Origin of the sequence: Haladaptatus sp. SPP-AMP-3, assembly GCF_049568665.1 — an archaeon.
GTDB lineage: Archaea > Halobacteriota > Halobacteria > Halobacteriales > Haladaptataceae > Haladaptatus > Haladaptatus paucihalophilus.
On the sequence record NZ_CP145901.1, the window covers coordinates 252,769 to 270,266 of the forward strand.

Genomic DNA, 17,498 nt, shown 5'->3' on the forward strand with positions numbered 1-17,498 from the left:
TTCCGAGGACAAATGGGTTTCAGCGAACCCGAGTACGCATAGCGCCAGAGACTCTTCCGGCAGAGGGTTGATAACCGTGAATCGCTACTAGCGGGAATAATGGAACCACCGTCATTGACGGATGCGCTTCGAGAAACACTCGCACTCTTCGATGAAGACGCGACACCTCGGACGACGAGCGAGGTTGCAGACCACCTCGACCTCGGACAGCGAAGCACCTACACCCGACTGAAGCGCCTCGTCGAACACGATGAACTCGAAACGAAGAAAGTCGGGGCCAGCGCACGAGTCTGGTGGCGGCCGCCGACACCCACCAAACATGATACTCTCGATCCGCCTGCCGCCGAATCGCTCATCGATTTGCTCGACGACACCGCGGTAGGAGCGTTCGTTCTCGACGAGAACTTCCAAGTGGTATGGGTCAACGAGACAGCGAAACGATACTTCGGGCTCGACGATGAGCGGGTCGTCAAGCGGGACAAGCGCGCGCTCATCACCGATCACATCGCGCCGACTATCGCCGAGTCAGAGGCGTTCAGGGAGACGGTCTTTGCGACCTACGACGACAACACGTACACGGAGCAGTTCGAATGCCACGTGACGCCCGACGATGGCCGAAAGGAGCGGTGGCTCGAACACCGCAGTAAACCCATCGAGACCGGTGTGTATGCCGGTGGCCGGATCGAACGCTACTACGACACCACCGATCGCAAGCAGACCGATCGCTCGCTCGAAGAGAACAAACAGCAGTACTCGAGTCTCGTCAGCAATCTGCCCGGAATGGTCTATCGATGTCGAAACGAACCCGTGTGGCCGATGGAGTTCGTTAGTGATGCCTGTGCCGACCTCACCGGATATGATGCTAGCGCCATCGAGTCCGGTGAGGTCGGCTGGAATGACGACATCATTCACCCAGATGACCGTGATCTAATCTGGGAGACCATTCAAGCTGGACTCGAACGGGACGGTGAGTTCACCGTCCAATATCGCATCCTAACTGCGGATGGTAACACTCGTTGGGTCTGGGAGCGCGGTCGTAGCGTCACCGACACATCCGGCACCGCGGTACTCGAAGGAATCATCACCGATATTACGAGCCAAAAGATGACCGACCGGGAACTCCGAAAGAAAGAACTCGGGGACGTGTTCGAGCGGATGGACGACGGATTCCTCGCACTCGACGAAGACCACCGATTCACATACGTCAACGACCGTGCAAGCGACCTCCTCGGACGTCGACGAACCGAACTCGCCGGCGAGTACCTCTGGGACGCGTTCGACAAAACAGCCGCCGCCGAGTCGATAATCACCGATGTCATGGAGAATCAGGAATCGAATTCCCACGAGATATTCTACGAACCGCGCGAAATCTGGTTCGAAGCCCACATCTATCCGTCCGAGATGGGCGTCTCGATATATTTCCACGACATAACCGAGTACAAAGAGCAGCGGGCCGAGGTCAAACAGTACGAACGCATCGTCGAGGCTATTGACGACGGAATCTACGTCCTCGATAGCGACTATCGATTCACGATGGTCAACAACGGACTCACATCGTTGACAGGCTACGAACGCGATGAACTCATCGGTTCCCACGTCCAAACTATCTTTGGCGACGACTTCTTCGACGTCGAGGCGGCAAAACTGGCTAAGCTGGAGTCGAGTGATTCGAGCGTCGCAAAACTCGAGGAGGAGATATACACGGCAGGCGGTTCTACGCTCACAGTCGAAAGCAGGTTCGGCCGATTCGAACTCGAGAGCGGGGACATGGGTCGTATCGGGGTCGTTCGAAATGTGACCGAGCGCGTGAAGAGAGAACGGAAACTGGAGAAACTGAGACGCCGGTATCGGGCACTCATAGATAATTTCCCGAACGGGGCGGTCGTGCTATTCGACGAAGAGTTGCGATATCTGACAGTAGGGGGCGACGTTTTCGAAGGGCTCGACATCTCGGCTGATGAGCTCGAAGGAGAACGGCTGTCCGACCACCTCCCCGAAGAACTCCTCGAGGAATTCGAACCACGGTTCAATGCGGTCTTCGACGGTGAAACGAACGATGTCGAAGTCGAATTCGATGGTCAAATCCGTCGCGTTCAGGCCTTCCCCATCTACGACGAACGGGGAACGGTATTCGCCGGAATGGCGATGTCGCAGGATATTACCGAACGGATCGAACGTGAGCGGAGATTGGAGCGTCAACGCGAGCACCTCTCTGCACTCAACCACTTCAACGACGTTTTCCACGATATCATCGAGGCGGTTATCGAGCAATCCACCCGCGAGGAGATAGAAAGGATAGTCTGTGACCGACTTACGGACACGGACAACCACCGAGCCGCATGGATTGGCGAAGTCGATAACTATACCCAGACGGTGAGTGTTCGGACGGAAACGGGCGTCGAAGGATATCTCGACGACATTACGATTTCCGTCGACCCGAACGACGAACGGAGCAACGGACCCACAGGCAGAGCCATCCTCGAGCGTGAGGTACAGACCACGCAGGACATCTCCACCGACTTTAGTTACGATCCGTGGCGGGATTTCGGACAGAAGTATGGATTTCGCTCCTCCGCGGCGGTTCCGATCGTCCACGAGGAGACGCTGTACGGTATACTTAACCTCTACTCCGACCGACCCGATGCGTTCACGGGCAAGAAACGAGAGATAATCGGGCAACTCGGCGAAATCACGGGGCAAGCAATCGCCGCCGTCGAGCGCAAGCGGGCACTGATGAGTAACGAAGTCGTCGAACTCGAGTTCCAACTCTCCAACGTCTTCGAGACCCTCGGAATCGACGAAACAACCGATGGTCGAATCACCCTCGACCAATCCGTTCCGACCAGCGGTGGAATGCACCTCGTATACGGCACCGTAACGACCGACGCTCGCGATGCACTCGATGCGTTGATTACTCAGCTCCCTCACTGGAATTCGATGACCGTAATCGATGAAGGAGAGGACGTTTCGCGCTTCGAGTTCCGACTATCCGAGCCACCTGTGCTCGCGACGGTAGCCGCGCAAGGAGGCTCCGTTGACACGGCCCGGATCGAGAATGGTGACTACCACATGCGGATTCACCTCGCACCGAGCGTCGAAGTACGGGAGATAATCGAAACCGTTCAAGCCGAATATCCGGGTATCGAATTGCTCGCTCAACGGCAGGTCACGCGTACTGGTGATCCGATAGCTCAATTAGACCAGTTCCTCGAAGAGAACCTCACCGACCAACAACGAACATCGCTCAACGCGGCCTACAACTCCGGATTCTTCGAATGGCCTCGTCCGATGACTGGGGAAGATATTGCCGAGTCACTCAGTATCTCGTCGCCAACTTTCCACCAGCACCTTCGAACAGCAGAGCGGAAGGTGTTCGACGCCGTCATGGAGGGTTCGATAACGACTTCGTGAGTGCCGGTATTGTACCGACATCGGCGTGAAATCGTACCTCCGAATCGTACTGGTTGAGACGAAGGATGACGATACGACTCGTGCTTTCGTCTTATAAATCGGTGGCCGAGTGTGGAATCGTCGATTATCGCGCCCCGGGATTCACCTGCTGTAGATCAGGAGGTCCGACGATAGTCCACGCCGTTGCTGGCGAATACAGGTATCCGACATCTCGACGAAGGGGTTGAGGCTCCAAAAGGCAACGAATCCGGTACATTCGCCTATTTTTGAGCGGAAGTGGAGCAATCGTGTGGTCGTAAAGAGCCGTCTGTCCGCGAACGCCGCCGTTATCACAGCGTATGCGAGCGAAGTGTGTCGAAAGAATCACACCGCGGGATACGAAGTATATTCTTACACTCGTAAACGATAATGTGACAATAGGATGAGCTCTGTGTGCCCAGAGCAGGCACGGGTTACTACTCAGTATCCATACTAGTCCATCGGATAACTAAGTAAAACCGGTCACCATCCAGTGTCAGGTGTACCCCGATGCCTTCATCTGAAGACACGTGTTCGACTGTCCACGAACGACCACTCGATTCGGCGCAATCGCGGGCAACGGATCCCCCGCCTCGACAACCGCTGCGTGTCGGTATCCTTCTCCCCGGAGAAACGATACCCGCTTGGCAGAAGCGAGCCATCGAGACGATGGTAACCCGGACGAACGTCGAGATTACGCATCTCGTCATCCGTGCCGATTCCGCCTCCGCACACCTCACGGAGTTCCTTCACGACGCCTCATCGAGCGACCTCACGGCATACCTTCGACAGTGTTATACTCGGGTCAGTTCACATGCGCTCTGGTCACTGTTCGGAATCGCCCGCCAACTGGCCGAATCGCCGGAGTACCGAAAGCCGTGCCACATCGATTCGGTCGTCGGTACGGGTGGTGCCGAACGATTGTACTGTCAGCCAGTCACCGACACCGAATTCGGAAATCACCTGCCCGATAACGTCACCGAAACCGTTGGCGAGAACACTGATGTCGTGATTCGGTTCGGATTCGGAATTCTCACCGACCCGATTCTCTCGATGCCGACGCACGGCGTACTGAGTTTTCATCGTGGCGATCTTCGTTCGTATCGTGGCCAACCCGGAGGACTCTGGGAATTCCTCCACGATGAACCGTCTGCAGGTATAACGCTCCAACGAATCGACGACTCACTCGATGCCGGAGAGATCGTCGTCGAGGACGAGGTTTCGATAGCGGATGCATACACGTGGCGCGAGGTCGAACGCCGCCAAATCGAGGTATGCGAAGGGATGCTTGCAGTTGCTATCGACCGACTTCAGAATCCGGGTTCGGAGCCGCTGACCGTTGATTCGCCCGGAACGCTCTACACGATTCCGCGCGGTATGGAGGTTCTAACGTACGTGAAAAAGACGCTAGCGGGGAATTTCCGTGAGTTCGTCGAGTCAGATTCCAAAATCGCCAACAGGGGGGTGGAGTGAAGCGATCATACCGACTGCGGTCTCGACGAGGTGCTCTGGACTGGTATCGACCGCTGTCTCGGCGTCTGCGGTCCACTAAAAGGTTTTCTTCGCGATTTCGTACACGATCTATGCGGAGATTATAAAAATATCTCCAACCCGAGGCCGGGAGAGTTTGGATCTTCAATAAATACGTGGGTAGGTGGACCCGTTCTATAGACACTGTCTATATCTCCGGGGTCAACAGTACCGGAAAATGTGCCACCGGAAATAGAATCTTGACCATAGTCGAAATACCCGTGATTATCATTAGGTTGCACGTCTCCATCGATATCAATGATGTAATCATATCCGGGCCAGTCCGGATTCTGGTCTCTCCGTACCCCAAGTACTCCCTGATAAGTCGATAGTGTGTCTACATCTATATGTATGTATCCGTAATCGTTATAGGTAACATCAATGCCGGTGATCGAATCGCCAGAATCCATCCAGTAGTTGTCTGTCCCTCCATCACTGACCTGCCCATCCGCAATATCTCCCTGCGCGATAATCGAGTCATCTCCGTTCGCTCGATTACCCTTCTCTAAGTCGTCGTAGCCTGTGGAAGTGAGTATCTGATACTCCCAATAATTACTAGTGGAAGATATCCGGATTTCATGCGTGTTCGCTGCCGCTGCCGTCCCGTTCGCGGCGATTCCACCGGTAACGCCGATACCAACGGCCGCAGTCGATCGTAGGAAGCGCCGTCGTCCGAGTTCTTTGTCGCTCATCGTCGTTTGAACTTATGAGCCATATTATTTTATATTTTTTGGAATATAAAATTATAAAGTCTGTGCGTGCCTAATCCGGGGACGGGAGAGAGTACCTCTATCATCTTGTGACACAGGACTCCGCGAAACTCCAGCAAGAGAGGCTCGCAGACGAATTCGTAACCCACCGTGACCAGCGGGCGACTTGACGACTGGTGCGATGTGGCAGACAACCTCGAAGAGATAGTCGTCGTTCGATCTCGGAATCGGTGGCAGCGTTCGAAGGCAGATAGATTCCGTTGATACTATTTAGCGGTGTAAACCCGGGCTGGGAAGGTACCGAACCGATGAGTGGCCGAAACCTGCTTCCCCGAGGGCGACGATCCGCTCATAGTTACTTCCGCTTATCGATATAAGCGGAAGTGAATGGGTTTTTGGCTAAAATGCTGAAACCAGTAACGAGAGAGTCTGAAAGCATCGTACCGCTATTTATAAATTACATACAGCTATATCAAATTACAATCGGGTGAAGTTGAGACTTCACCGGGTTTAGAGGGGCAGTGATGCGCGGTTTTAGCCGAATTAGTGAACAAAAACTGCTTCAGACCGACGCTCGAACGACCATTCTTGTCTCACTACCAACTATTTCGAGAGATCTCCGAAACTGCTACCAGTGTTGCCGCTCAGAACTTGGGCGCTTCCTCGAACAGAGTAGCCTTTCGCCGATTCCTGTCTCTTTCTTCAGCAGCGTGAGCGTATTATCGGCCGTTACAATCGGAGCGTGTTCGTACTCACCGGTCAACTCGACTTGCACGAGTAAATCAACCGCTCGCCGGATCGAGTACAGCAGACACGCGAACGCGAAATAGAAGAACCGCAGCCCGAAATTCTTCGACATCGTGGCGGCCATGAATCGTTTGATCGACCTGTAGCCGCGCTCAATCTCCCACCGATATCCATACTCAGTGAGGAAACTGCCGCCTCGGTTGGACATGAACACTGAGTACTGCCGATGGCCATCATACTCTGAGTCCTCTTTCCGGCGACAGACCAGCGTCGTCTTGTGCCACTCGTTCTTCCCGAGATGGAGCTTCCGGTCGGTCTCATACCGATCTTGATCACGTCGGCGCAATCGCTTTGCCTGCGCTTTCTCGCTGGTCTGCATCCGCTTGGGCACGACGTAAGAGAGCCCGCGCTGGCTAATCATCGCTAAGACGTGCTGGCTATCGAACTTTCGGTCCATTAGCACGTTATCGACGTGAACGAGGTCCTCGGCAGAGTCAAGCAGATCCTCGCCGATTTCTTTCCGTGACTCTCCCCGTCGCACTGGCCGCGCGTCAAGCACGAGTGGAACCGTTGATCAAAACAGTCGCCGGTAGATTAGGCTGAATCCGCAAGAAGGACTTCGGGAACGCTCCTTACGAGATTCGAGGTCATCTTGTGGTATCTATACCCCTGTGTTAAATGCTCATCCGAAGATTTTCTCGATTTGCTGGTCGCTCGGTGTCCAGCCGACGAACTCACCTTCCTCAAAGGAGAGCCCCTCGGCACGGACAACGTGCGAGTGTCCGACATAGAAGCCAACGAACATTTCGAGCGCAACGAGTTGGGCCGAATCGTAGACTCCAGACACGTCGGCATGCGTGTCGTCGGTCACCTCTGCGGATGCCACAGCTTCGGAATACCGAAGGAGCGTCCGTTCGTCATCTGAGAACTGTTCGAAGTAGTCGCCGCCGATAGCACGAATCTCGGTCGTCGAAATCCCAGCATCACACGCTAAGTCTACGTGCTGATGCCATTCGTACTCAGCGTTGGATGCACGTGCGGTGGCGAGGGCGATAAGCTCCTCTTCGCGGGACGTGAAATGCCTAGTCATTACCTCGGTAGAGGTGAACAACGACTCTAGGAGTGGAGGATCGTTCACGAGGAGTCGGATGATGTTCCGGTCTCCGACGTAGTCCTCGCTGAACAGATCGCGGTACTCCTCAGGTATCTCCCCAGGTGGTATGAGTCCTGTTCGAGCCATAGCTAGTTTTCGAGAGTGATTTGCTCTCCGTCTTCAGGAACGTGAACACCCTCTGTCTCCGTCCGCAGTTCCTCGCGGGTGAGCAAGCAGTGGTTGATCGCTTCCATATGAACGACAACGACCATAGCAGTAGTCGTATCACGGACAGCGTTGATGTCCCCGACGCCCATCGTGATGGGCTCGCCCTGGTCGAACTGCGCTTCGCCGCCGTTGAGAACCACCATATCCGGCTCGAATTGGTTGAGCGTCTCCTCAACCGGCTCGTACCAGATCGTGTCGCCGGCGACGTACACCGACTCGTCGCCCTCGAATACGAATCCCGAGACAGGGCCCATTCCTTCGGCTAACTCATCGTGGCCGTGGCGACCGGGTGTCCGATGAATGGTGACGCCCTCGAACGAGGTTTCGTCGTCGACAGGCCGGACGTCGGTGAAGCCCTCGTCGGTGAAGGCGTCGGACTCCTCGGGCTGACAGAACAGCGGCACGTCGGCGTCGAGTTCCTCCCGGGCCGCCTCGTCCCAGTGGTCGGGGTGGCGGTGCGTGACGACTACAGCGTCGTAGGTGAGGTCGACATCGGGCAGCGAAACGAGCGGATTCCGCTTCTGGTTCGCCGTCGTGAGGAACTCAGGCACCTCCGGACTGTCCGTCACCGTCGGCATCTCGCCCTGCGGTGTGAACATCGGGTCGACGAGGAACGTCGTGTCACCAACGTCCAGGAGGATGGTTGCGTTGCGAATCAACTGAACTCTAGCATCAGTCGCGGTTGCCATACAAGATGGTCTACGAGGGGTGTCGGGGTGAGATTTACTTCGACATATTCCAACCCCGTGGGTTCGAAGTGTCATCTACTGGATGAACTCGATGTCCTCGGGGTCGAGATCCACGTTCAGGTCGACATCGAGTGAATCGGCGGCGAACTGTTGTGCCAGCCATGCTTCGGCCCGGTTGAGACGGTACTGGAACGTCGAGCGCGACACACCGACGTCTTCGGCGATTTCCGTGACCGACTGCTGCCGTGGCTCTTCGTAGTACCCGCGTTCGACTGCAGCCTCAAGTGTTGACTTCTGTTCGGGCGTGAGGGTCTGCTGGACGCGGCCGTCTTCGAGCAAGCACGGTGGCGTCCCGAGTCGTTCGACAGTAAGCGATAACCCCTCTCGTAGGTTCGAACGGACTTCCTCGTGAGTCTCCGATGCTGTCCCGTCGATGAGCAGTCGCCACCGGTATTGGTTGCCACGCCGTTCAGTGCGCATTATCAACCCCTCGCCGATGTGCTTCGCCGCGACAAAGGGGATCGACTGTGGGCCGTCGCCTTCTCGGCGAAGCCAGTGAATCTTCCGCGATTCGGCGTTCGATGAGAGGATCGTGTACTCATACTCAGTCACAGGTGCGCCGCACATTCCGGTAGTACTCGGATCGTTAGCGACGCGTTCCAACTCGTCATCGAACTCGTCGAGGACAGCAGCGGGGCCGACGACCTTCTCAATACCCCACACAGTCCCGCTGGTCGCATTGATCTCCATCGACCGGGCATACAAATCCGGATGTTCGATGAATAGATCCATCACCCCCTCAGCCCCGTTCTCGTATTCGACTGTGAAGACGAACTCCCGCATGTTACTGTACATTATCGCTTGTCCCGTTTAATCTTGCTTGAGAGGGACCCGGTCTTGTGCGGATGTAGAGAAAGGACTGAATACGCGAGTTACGCACTCAATCCTCGTTAAAGTACAATGATCTCTATCAACATCTGCACCACATGCATTGAGAGAACCGGTCTCAACTTCTGGTAATCACGAGGTCCGGGACGACGGCGGATTCGGCGCCCGCTCGAGCGTACGATTTCGGTCGAACCGATGCGAGAATCGCTTCGAACGGAACGACGAATCGGGGGGTCAAATCAGTGTGCGGACATCTCTGAGAGGACGGTAACGCAGTATACACCGCCGATGATGAGGAGAATTCCGATAGCACCGATCATATCTATCGGTTCGTTGAAGACGACGGTGCCGATAGCCGCGACGCCGACGATTCCCAACGCGGCCCACGTTCCGTACACGACGCCGATCGGCAGTTCCTCCAACGTCAGTGAGACCAAATAGAATGCCAACCCGTAACCGATAACGACGCCGAGACTGGGGACCGGTTGCGAGAATCCCTCCGAGAGTTTGAGGGATGTCGTTCCGACGAGTTCGGAGAAGATCGCGCAGGCGAGCAACACGTACGGATTCATACCGACAGCTCCAGCGCCGACGGATATGTAAATAGTGAAACAACCCGCCACTTCCGATTCGTTTTCACCAGGATGGCGTTCGACGGCGGCGGTTCGACATGCGACGACCGCCAGCGATTGAACGAACGGACCGTAGCCGCTCGTATCGAACCCCTCCGAGTAGTCGTCTCACGAATCTCGCGATTGACCAACGTATTTACTGGATGGGCGAGGACGACCACCCATGACGGAGTTAGGAGAGCTCGGATTGTCAAGTTACGAGGAGAAGGCGTATCGGACTCTGCTAGTGACTGGAGCGGTAACCGCAACCGAACTCTCCGAGGATAGTGGCGTCCCCAGAGGCCGCATTTACGATGTGCTCAACGGTCTGGAAGCACGCACGCTCGTACGAACGCGGTCGGGAGAACCGAAACGGTACGTCGCCGTCGAACCGGAGACCGTCGTCGAGCGACTACTGGCCGAGCGAACGCACGAACTGAAGCGAGAGTGGAATCGCTATCGAGAGAGAGCCGAAACGGTGCGTTCGAACCTCCTACCCACGCCGCCGACCGAGAGCAGTTTCTGGCTCGGGTCGCTCGGGAGCGACGAAATGGGGACGGCGCTTCGACAGCACGTGCGTACCGCGGAGGAGTACGTCCACGCCGCCGTCGGAACACCCTACGAGAATGCGACGTGGGAGACGCTACAGCGGGAATTCGATGCGTTTTTCGAGGGTGCTAGCGCGGACATCGCTGTTGATCTATTGCTTAGTGAAGCGGTAGTGACGACGCTCCCGGATACACTCCCACAGCGACTCGATGAACAGTCCGTCGACGTTACTATCAGAACGATTCCGAATGTCGAACTGTCGTTCGATGTGGTCGACCGAAGTGAGACGACCATCGACATTCCGCATCCCGTGTCCGGAGACGACCGCTTCGGAGTGGTGGGAGTCAAAGATTCACAGGTCGTCGAGGAATTCGAGCGGCACTTTCAGCGGCTGTGGACCGACGCGGAGCCACTCCTCGACTGAGGTCGATGGCCGATATCCAGAGTGTAAATCCGAGTGGCGAAGGTGGACCGACGGTACGGATGGGACAGGGCGCAAAAGTGGACGTCCAATCAAAAGACGAATTCGAGGACCGCGGTCGTGTATCGTCAGGGTTCGCGGAGCGTGAACCACCAGTCGTGGTACTCATAACCCTCCGCGTCGGCCTCTTCGCGGCGGGCGTCGGCGGCGGAAACGTCGCCCGGCGGCCGGAGGAGCACCTTGTCGCCGTGCATGTCGTTGTTCGGCCAGTTAGCCGGGGTCGCCACGTCCTCGTCGTCGGCGGTGACGAGGGCGCGGACCGAGCGGACGATTTCGTCCATGTTACGCCCAATTTCCTTCGGATAGTAGAGCAGCAGGCGGAGGATACCGTCCGGGTCGACGATGAACACGGAGCGGACGGTGCTGGTGCCCTGCCCCGGGTGGATCATACCGAGGGACTCGGCGACGGAACCGGTTTCGTCGGCGATGATGGGGAACGTAATCTCGGTGTCCATGTCGTCCTCTATCCATTCGGTCCACTTGATATGCGAGTGAACCCGGTCGACCGAGAGTCCGATGAGGTTGACGTCGAGTTCGTCGAACTCGTCCATGTGCTGTTGGAAGGAGACGAACTCCGTCGTGCAGACGGGCGTGAAATCTCCGGGATGGCTGAACAGGACGAACCACTCACCGGCGTACTCGTCGGGGAGATCCATCTCGCCGTGCGTGGTGTTCACATGAAGGTCAGGGAACTGATCGCCGATCAGCGGCATTCGCGCTTGGGAGGCGTCTTGCATGAGCTATCAGCGTCGTGTACGACAGGCAATAGTATTAATATATTGTCATTATTCTTGCTGACACGTCTCGTTTTACTTTCGGATATCTCCGAGATGTATGCCCGTACCGAGCGCCGAGCGTGGAAACGACGAGCGTGCCGTGAGCGCACCAGTCATCTTCTCACGGCGTAGGATTCGGGGGGTTATTGATAACGACGGGCATCCAAGCTTCGGGTACGATGAGTAACTCAGTCCCGTTCGATGCGGTCCGCGAGTTCGAGGTAGACGGAACCTCGTACAAGATGGCGGATCTCACGGTCCTCGAAGACGAAGGTCTGTGCGACCTCGACGAACTGCCGGTGAGTATCCGAATCCTCTTGGAGTCCGTCCTCCGGAACGTCGATGGCGAAACGATCACCGAGGATGACGTTCGAAACGCCGCCTCGTGGCAACCCGAGGTTCCGGACGTCGAACTCCCGTTCACGCCCTCCCGCGTCGTTCTGCAGGACCTCACCGGCGTCCCGGCGGTCGTCGATTTGGCCGCGCTTCGCTCGGCGGCGGACCGCGCCGGAGAGCAACCGTCCATCGTCGAACCAGAGGTCCCCATCGATTTGGTCATCGACCACAGCGTTCAGGTCGATTACTTCGGATCCGAGGACGCCTACGAGCGGAACGTCGAGATGGAGTACGAGCGAAACGCCGAACGGTACAAGGCGCTCAAGTGGGCACAACAGGCGTTCGAGGACTTCAACGTCGTCCCGCCGGGAACCGGCATCGTCCACCAGGTGAATCTGGAGTATCTGGGGCGCGTCGTCCACGACCGCGACGTCGGCGGGGAGAACTGGTTGTTCCCAGACACGCTGGTCGGGACGGACAGCCACACGCCCATGATAGGCGGCATCGGCGTCGTCGGGTGGGGCGTCGGCGGCATCGAAGCGGAGGCGGCGATGCTCGGCCAGCCCATCACGATGAAACTCCCCGAAGTGGTCGGCGTCCGCCTGACCGGCGAACTCCCCGAGGGCGCGACCGCGACCGACCTCGTTCTGCACGTCACGGAGAAGTTGCGCGGCGTCGGCGTCGTGGACCGCTTCGTCGAGTTCTTTGGCCCCGGCGTGTCGAACCTCACCGTCCCGGACCGGGCGACGCTCTCGAACATGGCCCCCGAACAGGGGTCGACCGTCAGCGTGTTCCCGGCAGACGAGGCGACGCTCGACTACCTCGAACTCACCGGACGCGACCCCGAGCACATCGAACTCGTCCGGGAGTACCTCGACGCGCAAGGGCTGTTCGGCGAACAGGAGCCCGAATACACGGAGACGGTCGAGTTGGACCTCTCGACGGTCGAACCCAGCCTCGCCGGACCGAAACGCCCCCAAGACCGCGTTCCCATGGGGAACATGCGGACCCACTTCCGACACCTGCTCTACGACGAGTTCGGAGACGAAATCGATGACGTGGGCGAGGAGGCCATCACCCGTTGGCTCGGCGAGGGCGGCGCGGGAGGAAACGCGGAGGGAACGGACGCGTCCACGGACGGAGGAACGGTGGCGGAGCCGGAAACGGCGGAAGCGCCCGAGGAACCAGATCTCGGCGAACTCACGAAGCGGGTGTCCGTCGAGATGGACGACGGGTCCGAGGTCGAAATCGGCCACGGCTCCGTGGTCGTCAGCGCCATCACGAGCTGTACGAACACCTCGAACCCCTCGGTGATGCTCGCCGCGGGGCTGCTCGCCAAGAACGCCGTCGACCGCGGCCTCGACGTCCCCGACTACGTGAAGACGAGCCTCGCGCCGGGAAGCCGCGTCGTCACGGAGTACCTCGACGCGTCCGGCCTCCTCCCGTACCTCGAAGATTTGGGGTACAACGTGGTCGGATACGGCTGTACAACCTGTATCGGCAACGCCGGACCGCTCCCGGACCCCATCGAGACAGCCATCGACGAACACGGTCTCTGGACGACGAGCGTCCTCTCTGGCAACCGGAACTTCGAGGCGCGCATCCACCCGAAGATTCGCGCGAACTACCTCGCCAGCCCGCCGCTGGTCGTCGCCTACGGTCTCGCGGGACGGATGGACATCGACCTCGAACGCGAACCGCTCGGGACGGACGACGACGGCGAACCGGTCTACCTCGCCGACCTCTGGCCGTCGTCAGACGAGATTCACGCGGCCGTTCACGACAGCGTGGATACGTCGATGTTCGAGGACAAGTACGCCTCCGTGTACGAGGGCGACGAGCGCTGGAAGGGCCTCGAAGCGCCGAGCGGCGACGTGTACGAGTGGGACGAGGAGTCCACGTACATCCGCGAACCGCCGTTCTTCACGAACTTCCCGCTGGAGGAACCCGGCGTCGCGGACATCGAGAACGCGCGCTGTCTCATGCTGCTCGGCGACACCGTGACCACCGACCACATCAGTCCCGCCGGTCCCTTCGGCCCGGACCTGCCCGCGGGGCAGTGGCTCCTCGACCACGGCGTCGAACCGCACGAGTTCAACACCTACGGGTCGCGGCGCGGCAACCACGAGGTGATGATGCGCGGCACGTTCGCCAACGTGCGCATCGAGAACGAGATGTTGGACGGCGTGGAGGGCGGCTACACCATCCACCGGCCGACCGGCGAGGAGACGACCGTCTTCGAGGCGTCCGAACGCTATCGGGAGGACGGAACCCCGCTCGTCGTCGCCGCCGGAACGGAGTTCGGAACCGGGTCGAGCCGCGACTGGGCGGCGAAAGGAACCGACCTGCTGGGCGTGAAGGCCACCATCGCGGAGAGCTACGAGCGCATCTACCGCGACAACCTCGTCGGCATGGGCGTCCTGCCGCTCCAGTTCCAGAACGGAGATTCGTGGGAATCACTCGGTCTCGACGGCTCCGAGACGTTCTCCGTCCACGGTCTCGACGAGGGACTCGACGTCAAGGACGAACTCACGGTCGTCGCGGAACGCGAGGACGGTTCGACAATCGAGTTCCCGGTGACCGCCCAAGTGGGAACCCCCGCGGCGGTTCGATACGTCGAGAACGGCGGCATTCTCCACCTCGTCCTCCGACGGTTGCTCACGGAGTGACCGTCCGACTCCGACCGTCGAATCAGAGCACGCGAAAGACGCGAACCGTGTCGCGGTTACCCCGTTCGCGGATGAGTTGGGCGAGGCCGAGGTCCGAGAACACCCGCTTCCAGTTCCGGTGGTACAGCGGGAATTCGTCGTTGACGTAGCTCACTTTCTCGGAACCGCGACCGCGTAGCGGGCTGTTCCCCTCGTTTTCGGCGGTGATGATGAGGTCGCCGGTGACGCGAATCAGTTCGTCGAACACCCACTCGTTCTCGGGGTGGATGTGCTGGAGCGTTTCGACCGAGTAGATGACGTCGAACGCGTCGTCCGGGAATTCGGGGAGGAGGTCCTCGATAGCGCCGGTGTGGAACGTCCCCGTCGCGGCGAGGTTCGGATAGTTCTCGGCCATCACGTCGAACGACTCGTCGTTGATGTCGATGCCAGTGAGGTTCGTGTACCCCTCGTCGCGGAGGCGGTCGAGGTGACGTCCCGAACTACAGCCGATTTCGAGAATCGCCGCGTCCTCCTCGACGTAGTACTCGAAGACGGTGCGAAGGATGTCGCTCACCTCGTTCGCCCCGATTCGAGCGTAGTAGGCGGGCGAATACGCCCCCGAGCGCTCGGCCCAGGTGCGACGATTGTCATCCGGTTCCATAGCGGATATCTCGTGGGGAAGGAGTTAAGCGCCGTCTTCGACGAGCGTGCTGGCGGCGTCGATGACCGCCGTCGCCGTCTCGCGGCTCACCCGATTCGCGGCGAATGCCGCCCGTTCGTACCGTTCGGTCACGTCGGCGATGGTCGAAAGCGTCTCGGCGGCGAGGTCGGCCTCCCGGCAGGCGTTGTAGAACTCCCAGTGGGTCGATGCGGCCGTCGGAACCGCGGCGTCGAATCGGTCGCGGGTCGCCGCGTACCCCATCTCGACGGCCGTCTCGAATTCGCCCGCATCGCGGGCCGAACGAGCGCGGTCGAGGAACGCCGCCGCGGACACGGACGGGTCGGTCGTGGCGTCGTCCGATTCGGTCACGGTATCGGCGTCCGTTGCCACTCCGCCGGGTCCATCGGGGTCGGCGTCGCCGCCACCGAAGTCGGAGCGCCAGAGGAAAAAGCCGCCGAGCGTGATGAGGGCGGCCACGCCGAGACTCACCAACCAGCCGCGGGTCGTCGAGTCTAGCGGACCGTCGTCGGCACCCGAAACAGCGAGTTCGGTCGCGGTGTGCGCCGACTCGACGTTCTTTCCCCGTCCGTCGAACCGGGCGACGAACGTCGCGTTGCCGTCCGCGGAAACGAGGGACGGCGGCAGGACGAGCGAAACCCGGTAGGTTCCGTTTTCGTCCGTCCGGGTGGACGCGACCTGCGTCCCGTTGACGAGAATCGACACTCGTTGGTTCGCGACCGGTGCGCCGGTCGTCGTATTGAGATATCCGGAGAGGTCCACGCTCCGCGTCTTCCCGGTCGTTCCCGAGAGCGTGAGCGTCGTCGCCGACGGGTCGACCACGACCGGAGCCGTCGCGTTCAGGGCGTTGATCGCACGGTCGCGGAAGGGAAACGCGACGCGGATGGCGCTCGAATTGGCGGGAACGTCCGCTGGAAGCGTCGTGTTGAAGGAGAACGAACCGTCCGGGCCGGTGCGCGTCGTTCCGAGTCGCGTCTCCCCGAGGAAGACGGCGAGCGGCACGTCGGTTGCGCCGACCTGTCGGGCGTGGACGCGCCCCGAAACGGCCACCGTGTCGTTGTACTGCACCCGCCGCGTGTGGTTCGAAATATCGATCATGGCGGCGACGGGGGAGACGTTTGCCTGAACCGTCGCGTTCGAGCCGAGATAGATGGACTCGTTGGAGGGGTGGTACTCGACGCGGAAGGAGCGGTTGCCGCGCGACACCACCGCCGGTCTGCCGACGAGCGAGAACGACCCGTTCTCGGTCGTTCGGACGCGTTGTGAACGATTACCACCCAGACGGAGCTGAATCGACTGGTTTCCGAGACCGGTGCCGTTCTCGTCCGTCAGTCGGCCGGTGACGCGAATCGGATCGAAAAACGACACGTTCGGCGTCCGTATCGTGGCTGTCAGGTTCGTCTGGGTGAACTCCGCCTCGCGCACCGTCGCCTGCTGGCTGGAGACGTTTTGCGTGACGTTCCGAATCCGCCGCATCTCGTCAGCCGTGCTGACGTTCGTCCCGTTCGAGAGGCGGTTGTAGTTCGTCGTCAGGTTGCTACTGGAGCGGTCGATGTCCTTCTGAAGACGTTCGAGTTTCCGGGCGAGCGTACGGGCTTTCTCGTCGTTCCCGTTCCGTTTCGCCCGCTGATAGCGGTCGTACAGTTGGTGATAGCGTTGGACGCGCGAGACGTACCGTCGTTGACTCTGTTGGGCGTCCTTCAGGGTTTTCGCCGTTTTGTCGTCCGCGGTCCCGTCCGTCTGTCCCGAGACTTCGACGTACTTGCTCAGGAGGTCGTCGTAGTCGTCGCCGAGGACCGAGTGGGCCTTCTCGTACTGACCTTGCTCGATTTTTACGGTGCTCGACCCGAGTTGCGACGAGAGCCGACTGGACAGCCACCGTTCGAGTTCCGAGACGTCACCCTCTGACTGCACGTCGTCGGGGTTTTCGTGGTGAACCGTGGAGTTATTGCGGGCGAACGAAGCCGTCCCGACGTGTTCCGGTTGGGAGGAAAATCGAGCGACGTCGGACGTCGACACTGCCGCTGCCTGTGCGGGCAGTACCGTAGCTACGAGGAGGAGGGCGAGAAGACCGAGCGATGCGGCGAACCGAGACACATCTATT

The 17,498-nt window shown here is 59.1% G+C and carries 12 protein-coding genes and 1 pseudogene; 4 read left to right on the plus strand and 9 right to left on the minus strand.

What is annotated here, in order from left to right; translation table 11 throughout:
* Positions 1–99 precede the first annotated feature (99 nt).
* Both V5735_RS21410 and V5735_RS21415 read left to right on the plus strand, forming a co-directional pair.
* A complete protein-coding gene (locus V5735_RS21410) occupies positions 100–3,411 on the plus strand; it encodes a PAS domain S-box protein (RefSeq protein ID WP_423747176.1) in 3,312 nt (1,103 codons plus the stop codon).
* 687 nt (positions 3,412–4,098) lie between these two features.
* Positions 4,099–4,902 carry a formyltransferase family protein gene (locus V5735_RS21415; RefSeq protein ID WP_423747177.1) on the plus strand — a complete coding sequence of 268 codons (804 nt, stop codon included), beginning with the start codon at positions 4,099–4,101 and terminating at the stop codon, positions 4,900–4,902.
* A 119-nt stretch (positions 4,903–5,021) separates the two neighbouring features.
* Here V5735_RS21415 and V5735_RS21420 read toward each other — a convergent pair whose 3' ends face one another.
* The 6 genes and pseudogenes from V5735_RS21420 to V5735_RS21445 form a co-directional block, all read right to left on the minus strand.
* On the minus strand, positions 5,022–5,651 hold the full coding sequence (locus V5735_RS21420; protein ID WP_423747178.1) for a hypothetical protein: 630 nt from the start codon (positions 5,649–5,651) through the stop codon (positions 5,022–5,024).
* A gap of 646 nt (positions 5,652–6,297) precedes the next feature.
* Positions 6,298–6,990 (minus strand): annotated as a pseudogene (locus V5735_RS21425) (transposase); the annotation flags it as partial.
* A 108-nt stretch (positions 6,991–7,098) separates the two neighbouring features.
* Complete coding sequence (locus V5735_RS21430; RefSeq protein WP_423747179.1) at positions 7,099–7,656, minus strand: carboxymuconolactone decarboxylase family protein; 558 nt, start codon at positions 7,654–7,656, stop codon at positions 7,099–7,101.
* A 2-nt stretch (positions 7,657–7,658) separates the two neighbouring features.
* Positions 7,659–8,426, minus strand: a complete 768-nt coding sequence (locus V5735_RS21435; RefSeq protein WP_423747180.1) for an MBL fold metallo-hydrolase — start codon at positions 8,424–8,426, stop codon at positions 7,659–7,661.
* 75 nt (positions 8,427–8,501) lie between these two features.
* A complete protein-coding gene (locus V5735_RS21440; RefSeq protein ID WP_423747181.1) occupies positions 8,502–9,269 on the minus strand; it encodes a helix-turn-helix domain-containing protein in 768 nt (255 codons plus the stop codon).
* A gap of 284 nt (positions 9,270–9,553) precedes the next feature.
* Complete coding sequence (locus V5735_RS21445) at positions 9,554–9,886, minus strand: DMT family transporter (protein ID WP_423747182.1); 333 nt, start codon at positions 9,884–9,886, stop codon at positions 9,554–9,556.
* A 223-nt stretch (positions 9,887–10,109) separates the two neighbouring features.
* On the opposite strand from V5735_RS21445, the gene V5735_RS21450 reads away from it, so the two are divergent.
* Entirely contained in the window at positions 10,110–10,898 is a 789-nt protein-coding gene (locus tag V5735_RS21450; RefSeq protein ID WP_423747183.1) for a TrmB family transcriptional regulator, read from the plus strand.
* Positions 10,899–11,023: 125 nt separating this feature from the next.
* Here the strand turns inward: V5735_RS21450 and V5735_RS21455 are convergent, their stop codons facing one another.
* The gene (locus V5735_RS21455; protein WP_423747184.1) at positions 11,024–11,692 is read right to left on the minus strand and encodes a peroxiredoxin; all 669 of its coding nucleotides are present in this window, start codon (positions 11,690–11,692) and stop codon (positions 11,024–11,026) included.
* Between the two features lie 218 nt (positions 11,693–11,910).
* Here V5735_RS21455 and V5735_RS21460 point away from each other — a divergent pair, with 218 nt between their 5' ends.
* Positions 11,911–14,736, plus strand: a complete 2,826-nt coding sequence (locus V5735_RS21460) for an aconitate hydratase (RefSeq protein WP_423747185.1) — start codon at positions 11,911–11,913, stop codon at positions 14,734–14,736.
* A 22-nt stretch (positions 14,737–14,758) separates the two neighbouring features.
* Here V5735_RS21460 and V5735_RS21465 read toward each other — a convergent pair whose 3' ends face one another.
* Entirely contained in the window at positions 14,759–15,376 is a 618-nt protein-coding gene (locus tag V5735_RS21465; RefSeq protein ID WP_423747186.1) for a class I SAM-dependent methyltransferase, read from the minus strand.
* Between the two features lie 24 nt (positions 15,377–15,400).
* Complete coding sequence (locus V5735_RS21470; protein WP_423747187.1) at positions 15,401–17,491, minus strand: carboxypeptidase-like regulatory domain-containing protein; 2,091 nt, start codon at positions 17,489–17,491, stop codon at positions 15,401–15,403.
* Positions 17,492–17,498: the final 7 nt, after the last annotated feature.

Bases quoted from the DNA above. Each gene is read 5' to 3' on its own strand.
- V5735_RS21465 (WP_423747186.1), bottom strand. From the start codon at position 15,376: ATGGAACCGGATGACAATCGTCGCACCTGGGCCGAGCGCTCGGGGGCG.
- V5735_RS21430 (WP_423747179.1), bottom strand. From the start codon at position 7,656: ATGGCTCGAACAGGACTCATACCACCTGGGGAGATACCTGAGGAGTAC.
- V5735_RS21415 (WP_423747177.1), top strand. From the start codon at position 4,099: ATGGTAACCCGGACGAACGTCGAGATTACGCATCTCGTCATCCGTGCC.
- V5735_RS21435 (WP_423747180.1), bottom strand. From the start codon at position 8,426: ATGGCAACCGCGACTGATGCTAGAGTTCAGTTGATTCGCAACGCAACC.
- V5735_RS21460 (WP_423747185.1), top strand. From the start codon at position 11,911: ATGAGTAACTCAGTCCCGTTCGATGCGGTCCGCGAGTTCGAGGTAGAC.
- V5735_RS21420 (WP_423747178.1), bottom strand. From the start codon at position 5,651: ATGAGCGACAAAGAACTCGGACGACGGCGCTTCCTACGATCGACTGCG.
- V5735_RS21440 (WP_423747181.1), bottom strand. From the start codon at position 9,269: ATGCGGGAGTTCGTCTTCACAGTCGAATACGAGAACGGGGCTGAGGGG.
- V5735_RS21410 (WP_423747176.1), top strand. From the start codon at position 100: ATGGAACCACCGTCATTGACGGATGCGCTTCGAGAAACACTCGCACTC.
- V5735_RS21445 (WP_423747182.1), bottom strand. From the start codon at position 9,886: ATGAATCCGTACGTGTTGCTCGCCTGCGCGATCTTCTCCGAACTCGTC.
- V5735_RS21455 (WP_423747184.1), bottom strand. From the start codon at position 11,692: ATGCAAGACGCCTCCCAAGCGCGAATGCCGCTGATCGGCGATCAGTTC.
- V5735_RS21450 (WP_423747183.1), top strand. From the start codon at position 10,110: ATGACGGAGTTAGGAGAGCTCGGATTGTCAAGTTACGAGGAGAAGGCG.